Here is a 15248-nt window from a genome sequence, read left to right on the forward strand (position 1 = left end):
AATATGTGACACAGCACCTAGCCTGAGGTCTGGGTCACATTAACGGCGTTCGCTTTCATGAGTCGCTGTGCTTCCCGAATCTGCTGAGACAAACCCTGCGAAGGAACAGTGATGTTCAAGTACATCATCAAGAAGACCGCCAGCTGGCTGGTAGTCATCTTCCTCGCGACTAATATCGCGTACCTCCTGGCCGCAACCTTTCTTGATCCCCGATCAAATTACGTTGGCCGCAACCCACCGCTCGGGCCGGAAGAAATCGGCCGCATCCTCACTCCACTCGGACTCAACCCGGAAACCCCGCTTATTGAGCGCTGGTGGGGCTGGCTATCCAACATCATCTTCCACTGGGACTGGGGTACCTCCCCTCTCGGCGACCCGGTCAGCGCACAAATCGCTCACCGCGCTCTCGTCTCGGCGCAGCTGCTGCTCGTCGCCACGATCCTCTCCGTCATCATCGGCGTCGCCCTAGGCGTCTACACCGCCTCCCGCCAATACAAAGCCGCCGACCGCTTCTGGCAGGGAGTTTCCATCATCACGATGAACACCCACGTCGTCGTCGCCTCCATCCTGGTCGTCGCCGCCGGCCTGTGGATCAACCGCGTCACCGGCCACCGCGTGGTCTATGTGACGGGCGCTTCCAGCCTCGGCGTCGAAGGCTTCTTCCCCAAACTTCTGGATATGGCACAGCACCTCATCCTGCCGTCCATCTCGCTCATCATCATCAGCTACGCCGGGTATCACATGATGCAGCGCACCTTGCTGCTGGATAACCTGAACGCCGATTATGTGCGCACCGCCCGCGCCAAGGGCCTGACCCGTGCACAGGCTATTCGCAAGCACGCCCTGCGCACCTCCATCATCCCGGTTGCGACCTCCGTGGCCTTCTCCGTTCCCGGTATCTTCACCGGCGCCATCATGACGGAAACCATCTTCGCTTGGAAGGGAATGGGCCAGTACTTTATCGAAACCATCAGTCGCAACGACGTTAACGGCACCACCGCCGTCGCCGCCTTCGGTGCCGTCATGATTGCTTTCTCCGCAATCCTGGCTGACCTCGTCGTCGTCGCCCTCGATCCGCGAGTAAGGGTGAGCTAAATGTCTCCAGAAAAGAAATCCACGTCGCCGCGCTCAGAAGCCCGCCACACCGAGCGCCACCGCCGCAACGACCTCGCTATCGATACGGCAGCTGATAACCTCGGCGTGCGCCCGCATACCGCCACTGCTGACTTTTCACCGCAAACCGAACCCAGCGCACAGTCCGCACTTGGTTCCGGCGTCGATGTCGATGACGCACAGCGCAAGCAATTCGCCGGCAACGAGTTCCGCGGCACGTCAAAGCTGAAGCTGTACGTTCGCCGCTTCTTCCGCAACAAGGCGGCCGCTATCGGTCTCGTCATCTTCGTGCTGCTCGCGCTCTTGGCCATCTTCGGGAGCTTCCTTACCCCGTGGTCCTTCGACGAGCCGGACTTCTTCAACCTGTCCACCGGGCCTTCCTCTGAGCACTGGTTCGGCACGACTGACTCCGGTAATGACCTCTTTGCACAAACCGTCCACGGCCTGGGCCGCTCGCTGATCATTGCGCTCATCGTCTCGTTGGCCTCTACCCTGCTGTCCGCCTTCATCGGCGCGGCCGCGGCCATGTACGGCGGCGCGGTGGAAAAGGTCATCCTGGCAGTCATTCACTTCTTGCTGGCCATCCCGACGTTCCTGCTCATCGCCCTGGTGGTTTCTGATTCCGGCGGCGACTGGAAGCTGCTCATCGTGGTACTCATCGCCTTCGGCTGGATGTATCCGGCGCGCGTCATCTGGGCCATGGCGCTCAGCGTGCGCGAGAACGACTATGTCCGTGCCGCGGACTACATGGGCGTTTCGCGCCTGCGCACCATCTTCCGCCACGTGGTTCCCAATATCGGCTCGCTGCTCATCATCCAGGCGGCCCTGGGCGTGGTGTCCACCATCATGTCGGAGACCGCACTGTCCTTCCTGGGCTTGGGCGTGAAGCTTCCCGATGTCTCCCTGGGCACCCTCCTCGCCGGCGGCGCCAACGCCGTCGAGGCCTCACCCTGGCTCTTCTACTTCCCTGCAGGCATCCTCACGCTGCTGACCGTCTCCATGGCGTTCATCGCCGACGGCTTGCGCGATGCCATTGACCCCAACTCGAACTCCGGAGGCCGAGCATGACCCCGCAGAATACTGCACACACCGCCAACGCCGACCCGGCCAGCCGCGCCACCGACCCCGCTGCATCCACCGAGCCGGTGCTGTCCGTGCGCAACCTCACCGTCACCTTCCCTTCGGAGGCCGGTTCCGTCCACGCGGTGCGTGGCGTCGACTTCGACCTCATGCCGGGGCGCACCCTGGCGATTGTGGGCGAGTCCGGCTCCGGTAAGTCCGTGACCTCTTTGGCCGTCATGGGTCTGTTGCCCGACTACGCCAAGGTGGAGGGCTCCGTGGTCTATGCCGGCACCGAGCTCATCGGGAAGTCCGACAAGGAGATGTCGAAGATCCGCGGCAAGGACATCGCCATGATCTTCCAGGACCCGCTCTCCTCTCTGACCCCGGTGTTCTCCATCGGTGACCAGCTCATCGAGGCCATCCAAACCCACCGCGATGTATCGAAGAAGGAGGCGGAGAAGGAGGCTATTCGCCTGCTCGAACTCGTCGGCATCCCGGAGGCGGACAAGCGCGTGAAGTCCTTCCCGCACGAGTTCTCCGGTGGTATGCGCCAGCGCGTGGTCATCGCCATCGCCATGGCGAATAACCCGCGCGTTATCATCGCCGACGAGCCCACCACGGCCCTCGACGTCACCATCCAGGCCCAGATCCTGGAGGTCCTCAAGGTGGCGCAGCGCGAAACTGGCGCCGCGGTCATCATGATTACCCACGACATGGGTGTGGTGGCCGGCACGGCCGACGATGTCCTGGTCATGTATGCCGGGCGCCCGGTGGAGCTGGGCGATGTCGACACCATCTTCAACAACCCCAAGATGCCCTATACCGTGGGCCTTCTCGGGTCGACGCCGCGCGTGGACAAGGCCACCGATGAACCACTGACCCCCATCGCGGGCACCCCGCCGCGGCTGATTGAGGTCGCCGCGGAGTGCCCCTTCGCTGACCGCTGCCCCGTGGTGAAGGATGAGTGCCGCACCGTGGAGCCGGAGCTGCGTGAGCTTAACGACGTCCCCGGGCACTACGCCTCCTGCCTGCGCTCCGATGAGATCAAGGACGGCACCATCGGCGGCGAGCGCATGTACCCGCTGCCGAAGATTTCCGCCGATACCCTGGGCGATACTCCCTACGACCAGCGGCCTGTCACCTTGGAGGTCAAGAACCTGGTCAAGGACTTCCCGCTCATCAAGGGAGCGATTCTCAAGCGCCGCGTCGGCACCGTGCACGCGGTCAAAAACGTCAGCTTCGACGTGCACCAGGGCGAGTGCTTCGCCATCGTGGGTGAGTCCGGCTCCGGCAAGACCACCACCCTCCTGGAAATCATGGACCTGAACCCACCCGAGGGTTCCACCATCGTGGTCAACGGCACCAACACCTCCGGCTTGAGTGCGTCGGCACGCCGTAAGCTGCGCAAGGACATCCAGATCGTCTTCCAGGACCCGATGAGCTCGCTCAACCCGCGCATGACCATCCGCGAGATCATCGCTGAGCCGCTGGAGTCGCTGGGGTACGAGGGGGACGTCGGCCAGCGCGTGGCTGAGCTGATGAAACTCGTCGGCCTCGAGTCCCACCAAGTGGACCGCTTCCCTGGCCACTTCTCCGGCGGGCAGCGCCAGCGCATCGGCCTGGCCCGTGCTCTGGCCACCAACCCCTCCATCGTGGTGCTCGACGAGCCCGTCTCCGCCCTCGACGTCTCCATCCAGGCCGGCATCATCAACCTGCTGCACGACCTGAAGAATCGCCTGGGCATCTCCCTGGTCTTCGTCGCCCACGACCTATCCGTCGTGCGCCACCTCTCCGACAAGGTCGCCGTGATGTACAAGGGCGACTTCGTGGAATACGGCCCCACGGACGAGGTCTTCGACAACCCGCAACACGCCTATACCCGCGCGCTGCTCTCCGCCATCCCGGTGCCGGATCCAGCCATGGAGCGTGACCGGGTCCGCGAGATTTACCAGCCCGCCGAAACCCCGGCTTAGCAAGACTTATAACTAAATACTCCCCGTCTCCATGTTTCCTCTCGAAAGGACACACATATGAATATGAAGCTCCGCAGGACCGCCCTCGCAGTGGTCACCGCCTCTGCCCTCATTCTCACCGGCTGCGCCTCCGATGGCGGCTCCGGAAGCTCCGATGGCTCGAGCGATTCCGCCTCCGGCGAGAAGCTCGACGTCAAGCTGGACGGCTCCTATAACCCGAAGGACCGTTCCGAGCTGAAGGAAGGCGGCGAGCTACGCCTAGCTATCGACGAGATCTCCCAGCAGCAAAACCCCTTCCAGGCCGACGGGACCCGCTACACCAGTGACGTCTGGAAGTACTACAACCCGCAGATCGGCCTCTTCGACGGCGCCGGTGAGTTTCACGTCAACAATGACTACATCACGGATGTTAAGGACGAGGAGAAGGACGGCAAGACCGTCGTCACCTTCACCATCCACGAGAAGGCGCAGTACAACGACGGCACCCCGATTGACTGGAAGGCTTTCGAGAACACCTGGAAGTTCAACAACGGCGAGGACGAGGAGGCCAACGTCTCCTCCACCGATGGCTACGAGCTCATCGAGTCCGTCGAGCCGGGTGAGAACGACAAGCAGGCCGTCATCACCTTCAAGCAGACTTACCCCTGGTGGCAGGGCCTATTCAATATCCTGCTCCCACCGCAGGTAGATTCCGCGGAGAAGTTCAACGAGGCCTACCTAGGCAAGGTGCATCCGGAATGGGGCGCGGGCCCATTCAAGGTTGAGAACGTCGACTTCCAGAGTGGTACCGCCACCTTCGTCCCGAATGAGAAGTGGTGGGGCGATAAACCCTTCCTAGACAAGGTGACCTACCGCCAAATGGAAGATCAGGCCTCCATCAACGCGTTCAAGGCCGGCGAAATTGACGCCACCGGCGTAGGCAACAAGGAGCGTCTGGCTGCGGTCAAGGACATGGAAGGCATTGAGATCCGCACCGCCATGGCTCCGTCTAAGTCTCTCTATACGCTCAACTCCAAGAACGAGATTCTCTCTGACATTAAGGTGCGCGAGGCCATCATGGCCGGCATCGACCGCTCCACGCTGTCTGAGATCCGCTTCAATGGCCTCAACGGCTACACCGAGGACCTGCCAGGTTCCTTCAACCTCTACCAAACCCAAGAGGGCTATGAGGACAACGTTGGCGCGGTCATCACCTTCGATCCGGAGAAGGCGAAGTCACTCCTCGATGAGGCCGGGTGGAAGGAAGGCAGCGACGGTATCCGTGAGAAGGACGGCAAGAAGCTGTCCGTACGCTATTCGCTGCTGGGTGACTCTCCCACCGGCAAGGCTCAGGCCACCGCTACCCAGAAGATGATGAAGGACATTGGCGTGGACCTGAAGGTGGAGGAGCGCCCAGTCGCTGATTTCTCCGAAATCACGTCCTCCTATGACTTCGACATTCTGCCTATGGGCTTCTCCTCCGGTGATCCCTTCGGTGTCGCTTACTTCGGTCAGGTCTACCGCACCGGCTCCCAACTCAACCGCTCCGGCACGGGCACGCCAGAGATGGACAAGAAGATCGACGAGCTATCCCAGATCGCTGATCCGAAGGAACAGATTAAGGAATCCAACAAGCTGGAAAAGGAAGCCCTAGCACAGTATGGCATCATTCCTATCTTCAACGGACCGGCCATGGTGGCGACCAACCCGGATATCGCGAACTTCGGCGCCAACTCCTTCGCTGTTCTTGAAGTAGAGAACATCGGCTACGTCAAGTAAGTAGTGTGCCAGGCACCGCGCCTCATAATTCGCAGTGCCTAGCCACTGCATACGCCGTGTAAGGCAACGACAAGAGGGCCTTCCCAAACTACGGGAAGGCCCTCTTCGTGTGTTTGGGCTATGTTTAGTTGCCCTTGTTGAGCTGGTTGCGCAGCTGGTCAAAATAGTCGCGCGCGCTCTGCGGCTGGTTATTGCCCTGCGGCGGGGCTGGGAAGCCCGAAATCTGACCAAAGCCCTGGCCCTGCTGAGCGTTCTGCACCTGTTCTTGTGCCTGCTGCTGTGCGCGCTGTGCCTGTTCCATCGCTTCAGCTTCTCGGCGGGCACGCTCATCGCGCTCGCGGCGCTCCTGCTCCTCACGGCGGCGGCGCTCAGCGGCGGCGTCCTCGCGGCTGTGCTTTGCTTCGCCGGCCGGCACCTTCGGCTTCGGGGCTTCATTAATAGCGTTGGTGGACAGCAAAGTATCGCGCATACCGCCGAAGAGATCCTGCATGCCGCCCGGGTTAGAGGGCATGTAGAGCACGTTGGTGTGGGCGCGGTCGGCCACGTCCACCATGGCGTCGAGGTACTGGGAGACCAGCATGAGGGTCTCGGGGTTCTCCTGCACGCCGGCAGCACGCAGCAGCTCATACTGCTGGGCAATACCTTCGACGATCTCCTTACGCTGGTCAGCCACACCGCGACCCTGGAGCTTCTTAGCCTCGGCCGCACCCTCGGCTTCCTTGACCACGCGGATCTTCTCGGCCTCTGCCTGGGCGACGGCTGCCTCGCGCTCACGCTGTGCGGCGTTAATGGAGTTCATGGACTCGCGCACGCGGGCATCCGGGCGGATATCGGTGACCAGGGTATTAACGAAGTTCCAGCCGTAGGCGGCCATGTTATCGCGCAGAGACATCGCCACGTTGCGGGCGATGGTGTCCTTGGAAGAGAAGGAATCATCCAGGTTCATGTTTGCCACGGAGGAACGGACGTTGTCCTGTACGTAGGCCACGATCTGCTGCTCGTGGTTGGACAGGGTGTAGAAGGCCTGGCGTTCGCTGCCCTGGACCACCTCGTACTGCACGGCAACAGGGATCTGGACGAAGACGTTGTCCTTGGTCTTGGTTTCCACCATGACGTCGAGCTGACGGATCTGCAGGCTAATCTTGGCGCGCACGCGGTCGACATAAGGCACCTTGAAGTGCAAGCCCGCGTGAGCAACGTTCACGAACTTACCCATCCGCTCAATGATGGCGGCCTCCTTCGTCCGGACGATGTAGAAACCGTCGAAGGCGGTGGCAATAATAATTAGAAGAATCACGCCGATGACGATGAGTCCGCCCATAGGCTTATCCTTTCTGCTCGATTTAGATTTTCCTAACCAGTGTGCCACACGGTGACCACCACCACATCTCGAGAAAGAACACTCCCCGAACGCACGCGACGCCCGTTAACGCTCGTCAGCCGCCCGGAAGAGCTCGCCCAAAATCACCGCGCCGTCTTCGCTAATACCGTTGTGCTGGAAGCGGTTGGTCACCACTGGGCGTAGGTCGCGGTAAGTCTCCCCCGTGGCCAGGGAATCTTCGAAGGGCACGAAGATATCGTCGAGGTAGATGGCGGCGGAGGCGATAACGGGGGCGTCGGCAAGCTTGGCGGCATCATACGGCGAGCTTGCCCACTCGTAGGCGGCGAGCTCCTCGGCAGCCTGCTTGAAGGGGCGCAGCGCCGGATCCTCATCGAACTGCCAAGGGAAGATGTGCTCGCCGGTCAGATACGTGCCCTCCTCGGCGAACTCGGGGAATTCCTCGCGCACGCGGTGCGCCGCCCAGCCGGTGACGGCCTGGCCGCCGACGCCACCGTAGATGGATTCATGGATGGCTGCATACAGCGGGCCCGCTTGGAAGCTCACGCGGCTTCCGACGTTGTTGAGGAAGTCCGAACGCAGGCGCTTCTCACCGTTCACGGTACGGAAAGGTTCCTCCAGCAGGTAGCCGAGCGAATCAAAGCCGGTGCCGCGTCCCAGCTCAATGCCGATGGTGCGGAAGCGGCGGGAGGACAGGCGCTCCCCTGTCGGCAGCAGCTCCTCCGAGTTGTCTAGGTGGTGAAGGATTTCTTCGACGCGAGCTTGCGCCCACGGGAACTGGGCATAGAAGCGCTCGTGGCGGACCTTGAGCTTGGTAAAGGTCGTGCGGTAGAGATCATCCGCACCTTTGGTCAGGGTGGGCAGACCGCCGGTAAGGAAGGCGCGCCCAATGGAATCGGGGAACATCGAGGCATAGGCAGTGATGATGAAGCCGCCGAAGGATTGGCCGAAGAGATCCCAAGTGTCCTCACCGAGGTGCTCGCGCAGGCGCTCAGCATCGCGCACGATATTCTCCTGCCGCAACTGCGCCAAGCGCTGCGCCGTGCGATCCTCAGCCGGGCTGAGCTCATCGATGCGGTGGCTGCGCCCAGTGCCGCGCTGGTCCATGAGGATCCAGCGGTAGCGCTCCAGGCCCTTTCCGATCAGCCCAGTGGCACCCGTCGGCCGCGGCGCCGGGAAACCCGGCCCGCCCTGGTTATAGAGCAGCGCCGGGTAATTCTCACCGCCCGGCGGGATGATTTCCCGAGCGTAAAGCTCGAACTCCCCCGCTGCTGGATTGTCATAGTCCCAGGGGACGGTAATGGTGTGTTCCTTGATGGTGTGGCCGAAGCGTTTCATGCTTCTAATAAACCACGAAACCTTCCTTACGGAACACCTCGCGGATTTCCTCCACGTCTTCTGGCTTCGGCGGCTTTGTGTCCTCCAGGGTGTACGGGTAGCCCAACTCGTGCCACTTGTCCGCGCCCATGTTGTGGAAGGGCAGCACCTCGATGCGCTCGATATTGCTCTTCCAGCGGGAGACAATTTTTGCCACGTTGGCGACGTTTTCGGGACCGTCGGTAAGCCCCGGCACCACCACGAAGCGGATCCAGACCGGCTTGCCTATGGCGTTGAGGCGATCCCCAAAGTCGATCGTCGGCTGCAGCTCGCGGCGGGTGACCTTCTTATAGGTCTCCTCGTCACCAGACTTGACGTCGAGCAGCACCAGGTCGATATTGTCCAAGTCCTCATCGCGCAGGCGCGCGCCGAGGTAACCCGAGGTGTCGATCGTGGTGTGGATGCCTGCATCGTGAACTTCCTTGAGCAGGCGCCGCGCGAAGGCGATCTGGAAGAGCGGCTCACCACCCGAAATGGTCAGCCCACCACCGGAGGCCTTGAAGACGGGCTTATAGCGCTTGATGCGCTTGACCACATCCTCGATGCGCTCCAAGGTGCCGACCTTCATCTCCATGGTGTCGGGATTGTGGCAATACTGGCAGCGCAACGGGCACCCAGACATGAACATGGTCATGCGGGTTCCGGGTCCATCCACAGCCGTCACCAGCTCCCAGGAGTGCACGAGCGCGACATCGCCGGAGCGGCGAGCTTGCATCAACTCCGGGCGGGTGTAGCCGTCGAGATCGTTGTCCGTTCCTAAACCGGCGGCGGCGCCGCGCACCTTCTCCCCTTCTTCAGGAGAAAGGCGCACGACGCCGGTAATGCCATCTGCCATTTAGGAGCCCTGGTGGAAGGTGCGGGAGATGACGTCCAGCTGCTGCTCGCGGGTGAGCTTCACAAAGTTCACCGCGTAGCCGGAGACACGAACCGTGAGGTTCGGGTACTTCTCTGGGTGCTCAACAGCGTCCTCGAGAGTGGCCTTGTCCAGGACGTTGATGTTGGCGTGGTAGAGGCCCGAGTCCATGTTGTTGGCGGTGCGGTTGGCCTTCATGGTGGCGAGGCGCTCGTCGAAAGTGGGGGTTGCCATGATGTGTTCTCCTTGGGAAGTGGTGTGGATGTGGTCTATTCGGAATCCATGATGAAGCCGGCGTCGAGGACACCCACCAGGTTGGTGATGCGCTCCTCCGGGGTGCGGCCCAATCCGGACGGGGTGATGGTGTTGGTCAGCGAGATGCCGTCGAGCGCATCCTTGTAATCCAACTTGCCCACCGACAGCATGGAGGCGACCATGCCGTGGTTATCCGCGCCGTTCTCCGGGTTTGCGCCCGGCGCGAACGGGGTGCCCGCCTCGTGGCCGGACGGGAAGGCACCAGTGGCCTTGCCGTAGACCACGTTGGAGGTAATGGTCAGCACCGACTGGGTCGGAATGGCGTTGCGGTACATCGGGATGGCCTTAATCTTCGCCATCACGGTGTGGACGATGGTGGCGGCGATATCATCGGCGCGGTCATCGTCGTTGCCGTAGAAGGGGAAGTCACCTTCGGTCTTGTAGTCCACGATGAGTCCGGTCTCATCGCGCACCGGGTAGACCTTGGCGTACTTAATGGCGGAGAGCGAGTCAGCCACGATGGACAGGCCGGCGATACCGCAGCCCATGGAGCGCACGATATCGGAATCATGCAGCGCCATCTCGATGGCCTCGTAGGCGTACTTGTCGTGGCAGTAGTGGATGATGTTGAGCGCCTCAACGTAGGTGCCCACAACCCAGTCCAGCATCTCCTCGTACTTCTGCCAGACCTCGTCGAAGTCGAGCGGGCCATCGCCCTGGATAGGCTCGTAGCCATCCACGACCTGCTTGCCGCTGACCTCGTCGCGGCCGCCATTGATGGCGTAGAGCAGGGCCTTGGCGGCGTTCACGCGGGCGCCGAAGAACTGCATTTGCTTGCCGACGGCCATCGGGGACACGCAGCACGCAATCGCGGCGTCATCGCCCCACTGGTCACGAATCTGTTTATCGGACTCGTATTGGATGGAGGAGGTCTCAATCGAGATGTGGGCGCAGAATTCCTTGTAGCCCGCCGGCAGCTGCGGATCCCAGAAGATGGTGATGTTCGGCTCCGGTGACGGGCCCAGGTTAATCAGGGTCTGCAGAAGGCGGAAGGAGGTCTTGGTGACCTGGTGGCGGCCATCCGTACCGAAGCCTGCATCAGTCCAGGTTGCCCAGTACGGGTCGCCGGAGAAGATCTGGTCATAGTCCTCGGTGCGCAGGAAGCGCACGATGCGCAGTTTGAGCACCAGCTGGTCGATGATCTCCTGGGCGTCTTCCTCGGTGATGATTCCTGCGGCGAAATCGCGCTCGAAGTAGCAATCAAAGAAGGCAGACAGGCGGCCGATGGACATAGCGGCGCCATCCTGGGATTTGATGGAGGCAAGGTAGCCAAAGTAGGTCCACTGCACTGCCTCGTGGGCGGTCTTCGCCGGCTTCGAGATATCGAAGCCATAAGACTCAGCCATGACCTTGAGTTTCTTCAGGGCCTTGATCTGCTCGGCGTGCTCCTCGCGGTAGCGCGCCCAGTGCTCGGAGAAGCCGAGGTTGCCCACTGCGCTCTTGGATGCTTCTTTCTCAGCGATGAGGTAGTCCACGCCGTAGAGGGCCACGCGGCGGTAGTCGCCGATGATGCGGCCGCGGCCATAGGCATCCGGCAGGCCGGTGATGATGTGGGAGGAACGCGCTGCACGGATGCGCGGGGTGTAGATATCGAAGACTGCATCGTTGTGAGTCTTGCGGTAGCGCGTGAAGATCTTTTCAATCTCCGGGTCTGTTTCCTTGCCGGCTTCCTTGATGGCCTGCTTGACCATGCGCCAGCCGCCGTTGGGCATCATGGCGCGCTTGAGTGGCGTATCCGTCTGCAGGCCAACGATGACATCATCGTCCTCAGAGATATACCCAGCCGGGAAAGCATCAATATCGCTCGGGGTGTGGGTGTCCACGTCAAAGATACGCTTTTGGCGCTCGACGGACAGGTAGTTCTTCTCCAAATGATCCCACACGCGCTGCGTCTTCTCGGTGGGCCCAGCGAGGAAGGAAGAGTCCCCGTCATAAGGGGTGTAATTGCGCTGGATAAAATCACGAACGTCAATGTTCTCAGTCCACGGGCCGGGCTCAAAGCCCTTCCATGCTTCGAATTGCACGGACTGTTCAGTTGCGGTGGTCACTATATTGACTCCCTTCATAGTTCACACGACGCTTAATGCTTAGTCGCAGAAGGGCTGTAGGTGACTTCGGTTCACAGGTAATTCGGTCAACCCGTTTCGTCACCGAACCCCTCTCTGTAGCCCATAGTAGGGGTACAGACGCATAACCTCATATCGACAAATGCGTGCCTTCCACCACCACACGGACCGGTTTGAGCACCACACAGGTCAGCTCTCTCATAGGTAACGGCCGTACGGTTGGATGCGGGGGTAAATCACCCCCTGACGTGGCCGTTCCCACACCTTTTGGGTCACTTCTTGGCCCGTGTCCGCGCCGCCCTCTATTCTTATGCGCAGTATCCTCATCTCGCTTTTAGCAAGGAGCCACCCCGCGTGTCTGACACCGCCGCTACCGCTAGCCCTGCCACTCCCCCAACCCATCCTGTTGATGTAGTCCCGCCAGCGCCGAAGCTGGCGGCGCTCGGACTCCAGCACGTCCTCGCTTTCTATGCCGGCGCGGTCATCGTGCCGCTGCTCATCGCCGGCTCCTTGGGCCTCGATGAGGCCACCACGATTCACCTCATCAACGCTGACCTGTTGACCTGTGGTCTGGCAACGTTGATCCAAGCGGTGGGCGTCGGCAAGCACATCGGCGTCCGGCTGCCCATCATCCAGGGCGTAACCACCACGGCGGTGAGCCCCATCATTGCCATCGGCATGAGCGCCGGTGACCAGCCACTGCCCACGATTTATGGTGCGATTATCGCTGCCGGTATCTTCACCTTCTTCGCCGCGCCGGTCTTTGGACGCGTACTCAAGTACTTCCCGCCGATTGTCACCGGCACCGTGCTTCTGGTCATGGGCACGTCGCTGCTGGCGGTCTCAGCAAATGACTTTGTCAATTACGCCGACGGGGTGCCAGCCGCGCGCGATCTGCTGTATGGCTTCGGCACGCTGGCCATCATCATCGTTGTGCAACGCTTCTTCCGCGGCTTCCTGGGCACGCTGTCCGTGCTACTTGGTTTGGTCATCGGTACTGGCGTGGCCTTCGTACTGGGTGATACCTCCTTTGACGGCGTGCGTGAGGCCGATGCCATCGGCATGACGACGCCTTTCTACTTCGGTATGCCGAAGTTCGACATCATGGCGATTCTCTCCCTCATCATCGTCATGATCATCACCATGGTGGAAACCACCGGCGATGTCTTCGCTACCGGTGAGATTGTGAAGAAGCGCATCAAGCGCGATGACGTTGTGCGCGCTATTCGCGCCGACGGTCTCTCCACCACCCTGGGCGGCGTGATGAACTCCTTCCCCTACACCTGCTTCGCACAGAACGTCGGCCTCGTCCGTCTCACCGGTGTGAAGTCCCGCTGGGTCGCAGTGTCAGCAGCGGGCTTCATGATCATCCTGGGCCTGCTGCCCAAGGCCGCAGCGATCGTTGCGGCTATCCCCTCCCCGGTCCTCGGCGGCGCCTCCCTCGCACTATTCGCCAACGTTGCCTGGGCTGGCCTGCAGACCATCGCGAAGGAAGACATCGCCGACGGCCGCAACGCCGCCATCGTTACCACCGCGCTGGGGTTGGCCATGCTCGTCACCTTCAAGCCGGACGTGGCCACCGCTTTCCCAGAGTGGGCGCAGATCTTTGTCTCCTCCGGAATGTCCATCGGCGCGATTACCGCAATCCTGCTCAACTTACTCTTCTTCCACGTCGGCTCGCAGTCCGGCGATGATGTCAGCCGCCTCGACGGCACCGGCGTCTCGCTCAAGGAGCTCAACGAGATGGACCGCGATAGCTTCGTCGGTGCACTGCGTCCGCTCTTTAACAACGAAACCTGGCCGCTCGAAGCCGCCTGGGAGCTGCGCCCCTTCCAAGACGTCAGCCAGTTGCGTGAGGCAATCCAGGTCACTGTGCTCACCGCTCCGAGCGACCAACGCCGCGCGCTGATCCACGACTACCCGGCGATGGATGAGCTGCTGCTGGCCGATTCCGACACGGCCGCCACCATCTCCGCCGACCGCGGTTCCCTGGCCCTCGATGACCTCGACGATGTTCAAACGCAGCAGCTTATCGACGTCTCACGGGCCTACCGCGAACGCTTCGACATGCCTTTTGTGGCATACCTGGACACCAACGACTCGGCCGACCGTGTTATCGATGCGGGCGTGCGGCGCTTGTCCAACTCGGATGAACTGGAGCAGCGCGTGGTCTTGAGCGAAATCATCGAGATTGCCAATGACCGCTTCGACATCCTCCTCGCGGATGCCAACCCGGTGCGGGCTTACTGGGACCGCAAGTTCACGGAGGTGGAATGAACATAGTTCATTCCACGTAAAGAGGACACTCGACGTGGGGTGATGGACTCACCCCACACTGGGCAGAGTGTTAACTGAACTCCATGGTGACTTGGGCTTCAGGGTCTACTCCGCGAATAATGCTCTCATAGAAATTGCGAGCTTGGTCCTGCAGGAGCTCGCGATTGTCGTTGATGTCCTTGCGCTTCTTATCGGCGCTGAGAACATCCGACACTGTGGATGCGGCATCGAGTGGCTGCGTGGTCCAGCTGAGAACTCCGTTGTTCTCCACGGCGGTCTTAAATTCCTCGTCCGTGTGGCCGATGAAAATGAAGTCTGGAATGTGGACCGTGTAGGAATGCTCGCCGGTCTCGGTGACGCTCACGTCCTTGCCCTCAATACCAAGCTTGGCTTTGTAGGAATAATGCACAAACTGGGTGCGGTCGGTCCACGGAACCTTCACGCCAAATACCTGCCCAGCGGAGGATTTTTCCGCCAGCCCCTGGATACCCAGGCTCAGGAGCACAACCTGCTCCTCGCGCTCGACCGCTTTGACCACCTGAGAGTTCGTGGACTGAACTGGGGCGCTATAAACCTCGTGCGGTTGGCGCACAGCGTAAACACCAAGCGCAGCGCAGGCCAACGACAACAGCACCACGAGGGCGATGAGGGTCGTGCTGAGTTTTCGAGGAGACATGAGTCTTAGCCCTTCGTGCGTAGTAGAGATAGCTACGTTCCAGATTAGTCTCCGCAGCTTTAGTACACTTCACCTGCAGCCGCCGAGACGAGAGCCTGCTGCTCAGCGAAAGCAGCAAAAGCCATTAAAAGGGTGTCGATATGTGTGCGCAGGTGACGATCCATGACCACCGAGCCCGACTTCCGAAGGCGTTCTTCGGCGACTCCGTTGACGTCGCCAAGCACCAGCACAACCTGACCGGGAAGAACACCAGCGAATTCTGTGGCGTCGACAATCACGCCGTCGCACGCACGCGCTTCCGCTTCGCTACCGATCCACCGGGTAGAAACTCCTTGCGGTGCATAAGTGGCAATGTTCTCAGCGAGCCGCTTACCCATCATAAGCCCAAGGGTAATGGTCTTGCGCATTTCAATCATCTTCCTTAATCCTGCATGACGTG

Annotated in this window: 12 protein-coding genes; 5 read left to right on the plus strand and 7 right to left on the minus strand. The window is 61.0% G+C overall.

Translation table 11 applies throughout. From position 1 onward, the window contains the following. Nucleotides 1-111 precede the first annotated feature (111 nt). Genes CAURI_RS10910 through CAURI_RS10925 form a run of 4 tightly spaced genes read left to right on the plus strand, consistent with a single transcriptional unit; the run spans nt 112 to nt 5906 of the window. Nucleotides 112-1095, plus strand: a complete 984-nt coding sequence (locus tag CAURI_RS10910; RefSeq protein WP_010191227.1) for an ABC transporter permease — start codon at nt 112-114, stop codon at nt 1093-1095. Beyond that, the gene (locus tag CAURI_RS10915; RefSeq protein WP_010191229.1) at nt 1096-2181 is read left to right on the plus strand and encodes an ABC transporter permease; all 1086 of its coding nucleotides are present in this window, start codon (nt 1096-1098) and stop codon (nt 2179-2181) included. Beyond that, nucleotides 2178-4148 (plus strand): ABC transporter ATP-binding protein, encoded by a 1971-nt coding sequence (locus tag CAURI_RS10920; protein ID WP_010191231.1) that lies wholly within the window; start codon nt 2178-2180, stop codon nt 4146-4148. Before CAURI_RS10915 ends, CAURI_RS10920 begins: the two co-directional genes overlap by 4 nt. Before the next feature lie 57 nt (nt 4149-4205). Beyond that, nucleotides 4206-5906: an ABC transporter family substrate-binding protein gene (locus tag CAURI_RS10925; RefSeq protein ID WP_010191233.1), complete on the plus strand. Its 1701-nt coding sequence runs from the start codon at nt 4206-4208 to the stop codon at nt 5904-5906. Nucleotides 5907-6030: 124 nt separating this feature from the next. Here CAURI_RS10925 and CAURI_RS10930 read toward each other — a convergent pair whose 3' ends face one another. The 5 genes from CAURI_RS10930 to pflB all read right to left on the minus strand — a co-directional run bounded on the left by CAURI_RS10930 (nt 6031) and on the right by pflB (nt 11856). Next, a complete protein-coding gene (locus tag CAURI_RS10930; RefSeq protein ID WP_010191235.1) occupies nt 6031-7227 on the minus strand; it encodes an SPFH domain-containing protein in 1197 nt (398 codons plus the stop codon). A gap of 105 nt (nt 7228-7332) precedes the next feature. After that, nucleotides 7333-8583, minus strand: a complete 1251-nt coding sequence (locus CAURI_RS10935; RefSeq protein WP_010191237.1) for an alpha/beta fold hydrolase — start codon at nt 8581-8583, stop codon at nt 7333-7335. Nucleotides 8584-8587: 4 nt separating this feature from the next. Next, on the minus strand, nt 8588-9457 hold the full coding sequence (pflA, locus tag CAURI_RS10940) for a pyruvate formate-lyase-activating protein (RefSeq protein WP_010191239.1): 870 nt from the start codon (nt 9455-9457) through the stop codon (nt 8588-8590). Continuing rightward, complete coding sequence (grcA2, locus tag CAURI_RS10945) at nt 9458-9709, minus strand: autonomous glycyl radical cofactor GrcA2 (protein WP_010191241.1); 252 nt, start codon at nt 9707-9709, stop codon at nt 9458-9460. A gap of 35 nt (nt 9710-9744) precedes the next feature. Beyond that, nucleotides 9745-11856 carry a formate C-acetyltransferase gene (gene pflB, locus CAURI_RS10950; RefSeq protein ID WP_080550395.1) on the minus strand — a complete coding sequence of 704 codons (2112 nt, stop codon included), beginning with the start codon at nt 11854-11856 and terminating at the stop codon, nt 9745-9747. A gap of 354 nt (nt 11857-12210) precedes the next feature. Between pflB and CAURI_RS10955 the strand changes: the two genes are divergently transcribed. Beyond that, nucleotides 12211-14133 (plus strand): solute carrier family 23 protein, encoded by a 1923-nt coding sequence (locus CAURI_RS10955; RefSeq protein WP_010191243.1) that lies wholly within the window; start codon nt 12211-12213, stop codon nt 14131-14133. Nucleotides 14134-14203: 70 nt separating this feature from the next. On the opposite strand, the gene CAURI_RS10960 is transcribed toward CAURI_RS10955, so the two are convergent. Both CAURI_RS10960 and CAURI_RS10965 read right to left on the minus strand, forming a co-directional pair. Next, on the minus strand, nt 14204-14809 hold the full coding sequence (locus CAURI_RS10960) for a hypothetical protein (RefSeq protein ID WP_010191244.1): 606 nt from the start codon (nt 14807-14809) through the stop codon (nt 14204-14206). 59 nt (nt 14810-14868) lie between these two features. After that, on the minus strand, nt 14869-15216 hold the full coding sequence (locus CAURI_RS10965; protein ID WP_236660806.1) for a hypothetical protein: 348 nt from the start codon (nt 15214-15216) through the stop codon (nt 14869-14871). Nucleotides 15217-15248 lie beyond the last annotated feature (32 nt).

Source organism: Corynebacterium aurimucosum ATCC 700975 (genome assembly GCF_000022905.1).
In the GTDB taxonomy this organism is placed as follows: Bacteria; Actinomycetota; Actinomycetes; order Mycobacteriales; family Mycobacteriaceae; genus Corynebacterium; species Corynebacterium aurimucosum_F.

Bases quoted from the DNA above. Each gene is read 5' to 3' on its own strand.
- CAURI_RS10910 (WP_010191227.1), top strand. From the start codon at position 112: ATGTTCAAGTACATCATCAAGAAGACCGCCAGCTGGCTGGTAGTCATC.
- CAURI_RS10915 (WP_010191229.1), top strand. From the start codon at position 1,096: ATGTCTCCAGAAAAGAAATCCACGTCGCCGCGCTCAGAAGCCCGCCAC.
- CAURI_RS10920 (WP_010191231.1), top strand. From the start codon at position 2,178: ATGACCCCGCAGAATACTGCACACACCGCCAACGCCGACCCGGCCAGC.
- CAURI_RS10925 (WP_010191233.1), top strand. From the start codon at position 4,206: ATGAATATGAAGCTCCGCAGGACCGCCCTCGCAGTGGTCACCGCCTCT.
- CAURI_RS10930 (WP_010191235.1), bottom strand. From the start codon at position 7,227: ATGGGCGGACTCATCGTCATCGGCGTGATTCTTCTAATTATTATTGCC.
- CAURI_RS10935 (WP_010191237.1), bottom strand. From the start codon at position 8,583: ATGAAACGCTTCGGCCACACCATCAAGGAACACACCATTACCGTCCCC.
- pflA (WP_010191239.1), bottom strand. From the start codon at position 9,457: ATGGCAGATGGCATTACCGGCGTCGTGCGCCTTTCTCCTGAAGAAGGG.
- grcA2 (WP_010191241.1), bottom strand. From the start codon at position 9,709: ATGGCAACCCCCACTTTCGACGAGCGCCTCGCCACCATGAAGGCCAAC.
- pflB (WP_080550395.1), bottom strand. From the start codon at position 11,856: ATGAAGGGAGTCAATATAGTGACCACCGCAACTGAACAGTCCGTGCAA.
- CAURI_RS10960 (WP_010191244.1), bottom strand. From the start codon at position 14,809: ATGTCTCCTCGAAAACTCAGCACGACCCTCATCGCCCTCGTGGTGCTG.
- CAURI_RS10965 (WP_236660806.1), bottom strand. From the start codon at position 15,216: ATGCGCAAGACCATTACCCTTGGGCTTATGATGGGTAAGCGGCTCGCT.